Annotated in this window: 7 protein-coding genes; 3 read left to right on the forward strand and 4 right to left on the reverse strand. The window is 68.6% G+C overall.

Translation table 11 applies throughout. The features are described 5' to 3' along the window. On the forward strand, window positions 1–742 hold a 742-nt coding region (locus V7E09_RS13295), incomplete at its 5' end, for a M16 family metallopeptidase (protein ID WP_324523525.1). A 33-nt stretch (window positions 743–775) separates the two neighbouring features. Here V7E09_RS13295 and V7E09_RS13300 read toward each other — a convergent pair. From V7E09_RS13300 to V7E09_RS13310, 3 genes are all read right to left on the reverse strand, one after another. Then, window positions 776–3,595: a UPF0182 family membrane protein gene (locus tag V7E09_RS13300; protein WP_324512383.1), complete on the reverse strand. Its 2,820-nt coding sequence runs from the start codon at window positions 3,593–3,595 to the stop codon at window positions 776–778. Window positions 3,596–3,660: 65 nt separating this feature from the next. Then, window positions 3,661–4,176 (reverse strand): PPA1309 family protein, encoded by a 516-nt coding sequence (locus tag V7E09_RS13305; RefSeq protein WP_442956894.1) that lies wholly within the window; start codon window positions 4,174–4,176, stop codon window positions 3,661–3,663. Then, a complete protein-coding gene (locus V7E09_RS13310) occupies window positions 4,173–5,234 on the reverse strand; it encodes a YlbL family protein (protein ID WP_324512381.1) in 1,062 nt (353 codons plus the stop codon). The genes V7E09_RS13305 and V7E09_RS13310 overlap by 4 nt, the downstream gene beginning before the upstream one ends. Window positions 5,235–5,324: 90 nt before the next feature. Here V7E09_RS13310 and V7E09_RS13315 point away from each other — a divergent pair, with 90 nt between their 5' ends. Then, a complete protein-coding gene (locus tag V7E09_RS13315; protein WP_324512380.1) occupies window positions 5,325–6,653 on the forward strand; it encodes a zinc-dependent metalloprotease in 1,329 nt (442 codons plus the stop codon). A 5-nt stretch (window positions 6,654–6,658) separates the two neighbouring features. Here the strand turns inward: V7E09_RS13315 and V7E09_RS13320 are convergent, their stop codons facing one another. After that, window positions 6,659–7,183, reverse strand: coding sequence for a M48 family metallopeptidase (locus V7E09_RS13320; RefSeq protein WP_324512379.1), 525 nt, complete (start codon window positions 7,181–7,183; stop codon window positions 6,659–6,661). Window positions 7,184–7,438: 255 nt separating this feature from the next. Between V7E09_RS13320 and V7E09_RS13325 the strand changes: the two genes are divergently transcribed. Beyond that, window positions 7,439–7,600, forward strand: coding sequence for a DUF5679 domain-containing protein (locus V7E09_RS13325; protein WP_324512378.1), 162 nt, complete (start codon window positions 7,439–7,441; stop codon window positions 7,598–7,600). Window positions 7,601–7,837 lie beyond the last annotated feature (237 nt).

The following is a 7,837-nucleotide window of genomic DNA, read 5'->3' on the forward strand; positions in this document are numbered from 1 at the left end:
CGTGGTGTCCGGCGACCTGCGGGCCGGTGTGTCCGACCAGATCGCCGACGCCTTCGGAACGTGGCGCAATCCCGCACCATCGGCCGCGCTTCATCTCCGCCCGGGGGCGCAGCGCCCGCGCGCCCTGATCATTGATCGGCCCGGCGCCGTTCAGGCGGACGTCCGACTCGGCTGGCCCTCCCTGGACCGGGCCGATCCCCGCTGGCCCGCCCTGCAGTTGGCCACCCACGCGATCGGCGGCGCCTACCTCAGCCGGCTGAACCGCGTCCTCCGGGAGGAGAAGGGCTTCACGTACGGCATCAGCCTCGTCAACGCCCCACTGCGCCAGGGAGGAATCAGCTACGCGCAGGCAGCCGTCCGAACCGAGGTTCTCGGGGAAGCACTCACGCTGACCCGTGGACTGCTCCGGCTCGACGACGACGCGTTGACGCCCGAGGAGATGGCCAGAGCCCGGGACTACCTCACCGGCACCACGCCGCTGCGCTTCGCCACCGCATCCGGGGTGACCGGCGGGGTCCTCGGACAGGCATCTGCCGGGCTGCCGGCGGACTTCGTGACCCGTCAATTGAGCGCCTACTCGCGCGTCACACCGGCGCAGGCTACCGAGGTGGCTGCTGCCCTGCTCGACCCGGAGACGGCGACGCTGGTCGTCGTCGGCGAAGCGGACGCGCTGATCCCTCAGGTCAGCGACGCCGGCTTCGAAGCCGAGGTGCGCGCCGCGGAGGCGCCGGATGCCAGCTAGCTCGCACGCCGAGCCAGCTAGCCCCGCCGCCGGCTAGCGGCCCATCTGCCGCAACGCGTCGGCCAGCGCCTGCTTGGCCTCGTTGGTCTTCGCCTGATAGGTGGCGAGGTCCCCGTTGCGCAGGGCGGCATCCGCATCCGTGAACGCCTGCTGAGCCCGCTGCAACGAGGTGACCGTCGCGGCCTCGTCCACCGTGCCGGTCGGAGTCGGCGTCGGCGTCGGGTTCGCCGTGGATCCGCCCGTGTCGGTCGTCGGCAACTCCCCGGTGTCGGCGCCCGCGTCACCCGCGAACACCTGATCGAGCGCCTCTTGGAGCGTGCTCCCGATCCCGATGTGCTCGCCGAAGCGGACCACGACGAACGTCAGCGCCGGGTAGGCGCCCGCATTGCCCGTCCGCTCGGTGTAGATCGGCTCCACGTAGAGCAGACCGTTGCCCATCGGCAGCGTCAGCAGATTGCCGTACTTGATCGATGCCGCCCCACGATTCTGCTGGTACGGCAGCAACTCGGCCGCCACCGACTGGTTCTGCGTGATCGCGTTCTGGGTCTGCCCCGGACCGTCGATCTGCTGCGTGTCCGACATCCGCAGGATACGGAGCTTCCCGTAATCAGCGGAGGCGGCATCGGCGTTCACGGCTAGGTAGGCGGCGAGATTCTGCCGGCTCCGCGGCACGAACACGGCCGTCTGGCTGAAGGTGGGCGCGGTATCTCCGGGCCACTTGATCGACAGGTAGTAACTGGGCTCCTTGGTGCCGTCGTTGCCCTGAACCGGGTCGACCGGGACCTCCCAGATGTCGGTGCCGTTGTACCAGACCCGAGGATCGGAGACGTGGTAGCGCCCCAGCAGCTGGCGCTGGACCTTGAACAGGTCCTCCGGGTAGCGCAAGTGCTCCAACAGATCGGCGCTGATCTCAGAACGCGGCGTCACCGTACCCGGGAACGCGGCCGAATAGGTCTGCAGGAGCGGATCGGACTCGTCCCAGGCGTACAGCTTCACACTGCCGTCGTAGGCGTCCACCACGGCCTTGACCGAGTTCCTGATGTAGTTGATGGGCTGGTCCGCCTGCCCGCCGAGGGCGGAGGACTGCGTGTCGGAGGTGGCCTGGCTCAGCTGCACGCGCTGGCTGTTGGGGTACGTGTTGGACGTCGTGTAGGCGTCCACGATCCACACCAGGCGGCCGTCCACGACGGCCGGGTACAGGTTCTGGTCGACGGTCAGCCACGGGGCGACCTTCTCCACCCGCTGCTTCGGGGTGCGGTCATAGAGGACCTTCGACTCCGCGTTCACGCGATCCGACAGCAGGATGTTGAGGTCGGCGAACCGGGTGGAGAACAGAAGCCGACCCCACAGGTCACCCATGGGGACCCCGCCGGTGCCGTCGTACTCGTTGTACTGCTCGCCGCCGCCCTCGGCCCCGCCCGGGGTATCGAGTTCGATGGGTGACTGGCCCTCCAGACGCCCCACAATGGCGAAGTTCGTCGACTGCTCACCGAAGTAGATGCGGGACTGCGACTCCTCGATGTCGCCGACCGGCGGGATGTCGCGGGTCACCCAGACCGGTTCGCCGTTGCCTTGACGACGGTTGCCGTAGGCAGACGCGAAACCATGCCCATGTGTATAGACCGTGTGGAGATTGTTCCAGTTCGGGTCGGGGATGCCCGCCTCGTTCAGCTCCCGCGCCGCCACGACGACATCGGTCTCCTGGCCGTCGATGGTGTAGCGATCGATGTCGAGGATGTCGGGGAAGGAGTAGTAGCCACGCACCTGCTGCAACTGCTCGAAGGCCGGGCCGACCACCTGCGGATCCATCAAGCGGATGCCGGGCAACGCGGCCGCGTCCTCCTTGAGCTGTCCGGGAGCGACGTGCGTGACGGCGGCGTAGTCCTCGATGCTCGCGTCCGTGAGGCCATACGCCTGCTTGGTGGCGGTGAGGTGCGCCTGGATGTAGTCGTTCTCGCGATCAGGCTCGTTCGGCCGCACCTGGAACGTCTGCACCACGGCCGGGTAGATCATGCTGAGGATGAGGCTCGTCACGAGCATCAGCACCACCCCGACGACCGGCAGGATCGTCCGGTTCACGAACGCGTTGACGACGAACAAGGCGGCCACGATGAACGAGATCACGGCCAGCACGAGTTGCGCGGTCATGCGGGCGTTGCCGTCGGTGTACTGCAGTCCGGTGAACAGCGATCCCTGCTGGAGCAGCAGCCCGAACCGGTCTACCAGGCATTGCAGCCCGAAGACCAGCAAGATGACCGCGGCGACGATGGACAGGTGCACCCGGGCAACCCGCGGGGCGCCCACGCCACGCCGCTCGCGGCTGATGACGATGTTGCCCACCGCGAAATGCACCGCGGCAGCAGCGACCAAACCGAACGCCAGCCCGCTCATGAGCAGGGACAGCACCAGCCGCAGGACGGGGTAGTCGATCATGTAGAAGGTCGTGTCGAGACCGAAGTACGGGTCGACGATGCCGGACGGTTTGCGATTGAGCCAGGCCAACACGGGCATGACCTGCGTCGACATCGACATGCCCGCCATGACGCCGAACACCGCGGACGGGATGATCACTGCGGCCACCCGGTTGTTCTCGAGGAGGTCTCGGTAACGGTCCAGGACCTGCGAGGATCCTCGGGTCCGCTGCCGGGGACGCAGCCGCAGCGCCACCCACATGTTCGTGCCGATGAGACCACCCACGACGAGGGCCGCCAGCACGAACAAGACCACGTGGGCGACCAGCTGTGTGGTGAACACCCCCGAGAATCCGGTGGAGTCGAACCAGAGTTTCTCGGTCCACACGGCGGCGAACACGAAGAAGGCGGCGATGGCGACGGCGATGATCACCGCCGTCATCAGCAGTGGGCTACGGCGCGGGGCTACGGTGGCGGCTGGCACGTCCAGGGGCTCCTCGGAAGTTGTTATGCGGTCAGCGTACGCGACAGCACCTCGGCGAGCCCGGGAACCAGGTCCTGGGCCGCGAGAAGCTCCTCGGGTCGCGTCTTGAGGCGTGCCACGCCGTACTGGGCGCCCGTGCGGGTGACACCGACGACCACGCGGACGTCCTGGCGTTCCGGATGGTGCGCGACGAACGTCTCCGCCTCGGCCGGATCCTCCGGCAGGTCGTCCTCGACGTGCGGCGGGACGAACAGCCGCTCCAGGGCGACGGCGCAGCCGAAGACGCTGGCGGGCCACCCGATCCCCGCCAGCGCGTCCATGACTTCGCTCCCGCCATTGAAGCCCTCCTGCTCGATCGAGCTCAACGCATCGTCGGGTTGCGCCTCGGGGCGGGCCAGCTGTTCGGCCAGGGACGGCTCGGCGGCCAGCAGTTCCGCGGTCGGCACCAGGGCGAACAGTCGCGCGGGCTGATCCCAGCCGCCGTGACCGACGTGCCGCTCGATCTCCATCAGCGCTGCGATCAACGCGTCGTCACTCATGTGCATCCCTTCACGAGAGCCTCGGTGGCCGGGTCGGCCAGCGCGTCCAGCGCATTGATGGCATCGTCCAGCGTGGAGACACTGACGATCCGCGCCCGCGCCGAAACGCCCTCCATGTCGACGCAGTTGCCCGAGGGAACGAAGAAGACCTCGGCTCCAGCGCGCTCCGCGCTGACGAGCTTCTCCTTGATGCCCCCCACGGCCGCCACATTGCCGACCCCGTCGATGGTGCCCGCACCCGAGACGACGCGGCCGTTGACGACATTGTCGGGAGTGATCCGGTCGTACACGCCGAGCGCGAGGATCAGCCCTGAGGTGGGGCCGCCAAGGCTCGAGTCGAGGTGGAAGCTGATCCGTGGATCGTAGGAGTAGCCCATGGTGAGGTTGCCACCCCAGACCGGCAGGCTGGCCTGGGTCTTGGAGGCGGTGGTGTCGATCTTGACCGCGAGCCGCTCACGCGTGCCGTCGGGCAGGTCACGCTGGACGGTGAAGGTGACCGGGTCACCGATGGCGCGCTTCTCGATCTCGGTCCGCACGGCGGCCGTGGTGGCGGTGGGGACGCCGTCGATCTCCAAGACGAAGTCGCCCGGGAACAGCTTGTCCACGGCGGGGCCGGTCTGCGCGACCGATTGGACCATCGGCACCTGACGCACCGTGAACCCGGCCGCCCGCAAAGCGGCGGCCGCGGCGTCGGACTGCGCAGTGGCTAGTTGGGCGACCTCGCGATTGCGGATCTCGGCGTTGGTGGCGCCGGCGGCGTACACGGCGTCCCGCGGAAACACCTCGCGATCCGCGGCTGCATGGGCGTACAGCACCTCTGGGAGCGAGACAGGGGCCCCCGGCCGTGTCACCGAGGTGGAAGCGATCAAGAGGGTGCCGGTGGCCGAGTAGCTCGGGGCACCCACGATGTCGATCGGCGGCTGGTCGGCGTCGGCCAACACGTCGAAGGTGGCTCCCGGTGCGTACGTCACGAAGGGCACGGGGGTCATGGCGAGCACGGCGGCCGCGATGACGAAGATCAACGCGGACACGGCGGCCGTCCACGTCTGCCTCGTCATGGCAGGGATACTACCCGGGCCAGCCCTTTTCCCCGCCCCCGGGCTTGCATCATGCCGCACAATGGAGACACCACCGAAGGGAGATCGATCATGGCAACCGGAGACGATCCGAACCCGATGGAGGAGTTCCTCCGACAGTTCGGCATCCAGCCCGGGCCCGACGGGACCTTCGACATCAACCAACTCGTCGGCCCCCTACAGCAGGCCTTCGCTCAGTTCAGCCAGCAGATGTCGGCCGCCGGTGACGGCGATGGGCTCAACTGGATCCTCGTCAAAGATGTGGCCCGCAAGACCACGGCCGCCTCAGGTCCTGATCCGACGCCCTCCCCCACGCAGGCGGCCTCCATCCGCGACGCCGTCGCGCTGGCGGACCTCTGGCTCGACGAACATCTGGCGATGGGCCGGATCGACACCGCACCGGTCGCCTGGAGCCGCGCCGAGTGGGTCGAGAAGACCATCGGGACGTGGGAACACCTCACCGGCTCGGTGTCCTCCTCGCTGACCGGCGCGGTCGCCGGCCTCATGGACCGTCCCGAGCCTGAGTTCGCGGGCATGGCGGCGATGATGGAGCCGATGATGCGCACCGCGGCGGCGGGCATGCTCGCCGCTCACGTCGGCCAGGGCATCGGCAGGCTCGCCACGGATGTGCTGAGCACCTCCGACCTGGGATTCCCGCTCACCGAGCGTCCCGTGGTCGCTTTGCTGCCGACCAACGTCGGAGCGTTCGCCGACGGCCTGGATGTTCCGCTGTCCGACGTCCGGATCTACCTTGCGCTGCGCGAAACGGCCCGCCAGCGGCTGTTCGCCCAGGTGAGCTGGCTGGGTCCGCAGATGCTCGCCCTGATCGAGAAGTACGCCCGCGACCTGACCCTGGACTCGGCCGCCTTCGAGGAGGCGATCGAGGCACAGATGTCGGGGGGGCTGAGCCCCGAGCGCATCGAGGAGTTCGGCAACCAGCTGGCCGGCAAGCTCTTCAAGCCCGTCCTCACCCCGGAACAGACCGAGGTGCTGGGGAGGCTGGAGACCTTGGTCGCGCTGGTGGAGGGGTGGGTTGACGACGTCGTGACTCAGGCGAGCGCCGCGTACCTGCCCCGGGCCGCCGCGCTGCTGGAGGTCGTGCGGCGGCGGCGGGCGTCCGCGTCGACCTCGGAGGCCGCCTTGAAGACGCTGCTGAACCTGGAACTACGCCCCAGGCGGATCCGCGATGCCGCCAACCTGTGGGCCGCCGTGCGCGCCCAACGCGGAGTCGAGGGACGCGATGCCGTGTGGAACCATCCCGACTTGGTGCCGACCGGAGCCGACCTCGATGACCCTCTGGGTTTCGCCGAGAACGGTCACGTCACCCCGGCCGCCGACGATCTGGACGCGCAACTGGCACGCCTGCTGGACGAAGAACGCGGCAAGGGCGACGCGAGCTGAGCCCGTCAGCCCGCGGTGCGTTTCACGTGGTCGACACCCTCGAGGAAGCCGCGCGCGCGAGGCGACTCCGTGTGGGCGTTGACCAGGTGCCAGAACCGGTCGTTGTGCTCGCGCTCGACGAAGTGCGCCACCTCGTGGAGCAACACGTAGTCCAACACCCAGGCGGGCATGGTCTGCAGCCGATCACTGACACGGATCTCACCGCTGCTCGGCGTGCAGGAGGCCCATCGCGAGGCCATGTTGGACACCCACCGAGCACCGATCACGGGTTCGGGCTGGTCGGTGTGGGGGGCGATGTAGGAGCGGTAGAGCTCACGCGCCCGAGAGGAGATCTCGTGATCGCCGCGCGGGGGGCGCTGCCGCGCCTCCTTGGTGAGGTAGCGCTCGACGAGCCCGGGGATCAGCGCCCGGCGTTGCCGTGCCGTCATGTGTTCGGGGACGACCACCACGAGCCGACCCTCCTCCCGGAAGGCCGTCATCGTGCGCGTGCGGCGGCTCGAATCCCGCACCTCATACCCCTCGGTCGGCATGCGCGACAGCCTAGGCCCCGCATGCTCCATTCCGGGCAACCAGACCGACGGCTTTGACCCATGCGGCAACGGCACGCTAGGTTATCCGCACGGCCCCCGGAGTGGTGGACGCCCGCAGGGGAAGGCAGGCGTGCGACACACCGGGGGCCTTCCGCGTCCTTAGCCGGAGCTTATTCTCCCTAGTGCCCTATGCTGAACCGGTCAGCGCCTCGACGGCCGCCCGCCGGGGTTCAGAAATCAGCCAGGAGGAAACCTGTGGCGAACGACACCTACAGCGGAAAGTTCTACTGCGTGAAGTGTAAGGATCACCGCGAAGCCGAGGGCGCCGTGACGGTGAATGAGAAGGGCACCCGCATCGCGAAGGCCAAGTGCCCCGTGTGCGGCACCAATCTGACCCGCTTCCTGCCGAAGGCCTGAGCGCCGCAGCAGACGTCGCGCCGGGGCATCGAGCATCACGCTCGATGCCCCGGCCGCATGTCCGGGCAGGCACCGGCGGTGTTGTCCCGGTGTCGTCAGCTCCCGTGCGGCCCTGTCGCGCGGGCCCGTCCGCGGGCAGCCTGGTGCCATGCCCACCCGCCTCCACCTCCGCCCTGACCTGAGCATTCTTCGCCTCCCCGACGGCACCGTGCAGGTCGGCCTCGACGTCGAGACGCC

The organism is Propioniciclava sp. (assembly GCF_036744435.1).
In the GTDB taxonomy this organism is placed as follows: Bacteria; Actinomycetota; Actinomycetes; order Propionibacteriales; family Propionibacteriaceae; genus Propioniciclava.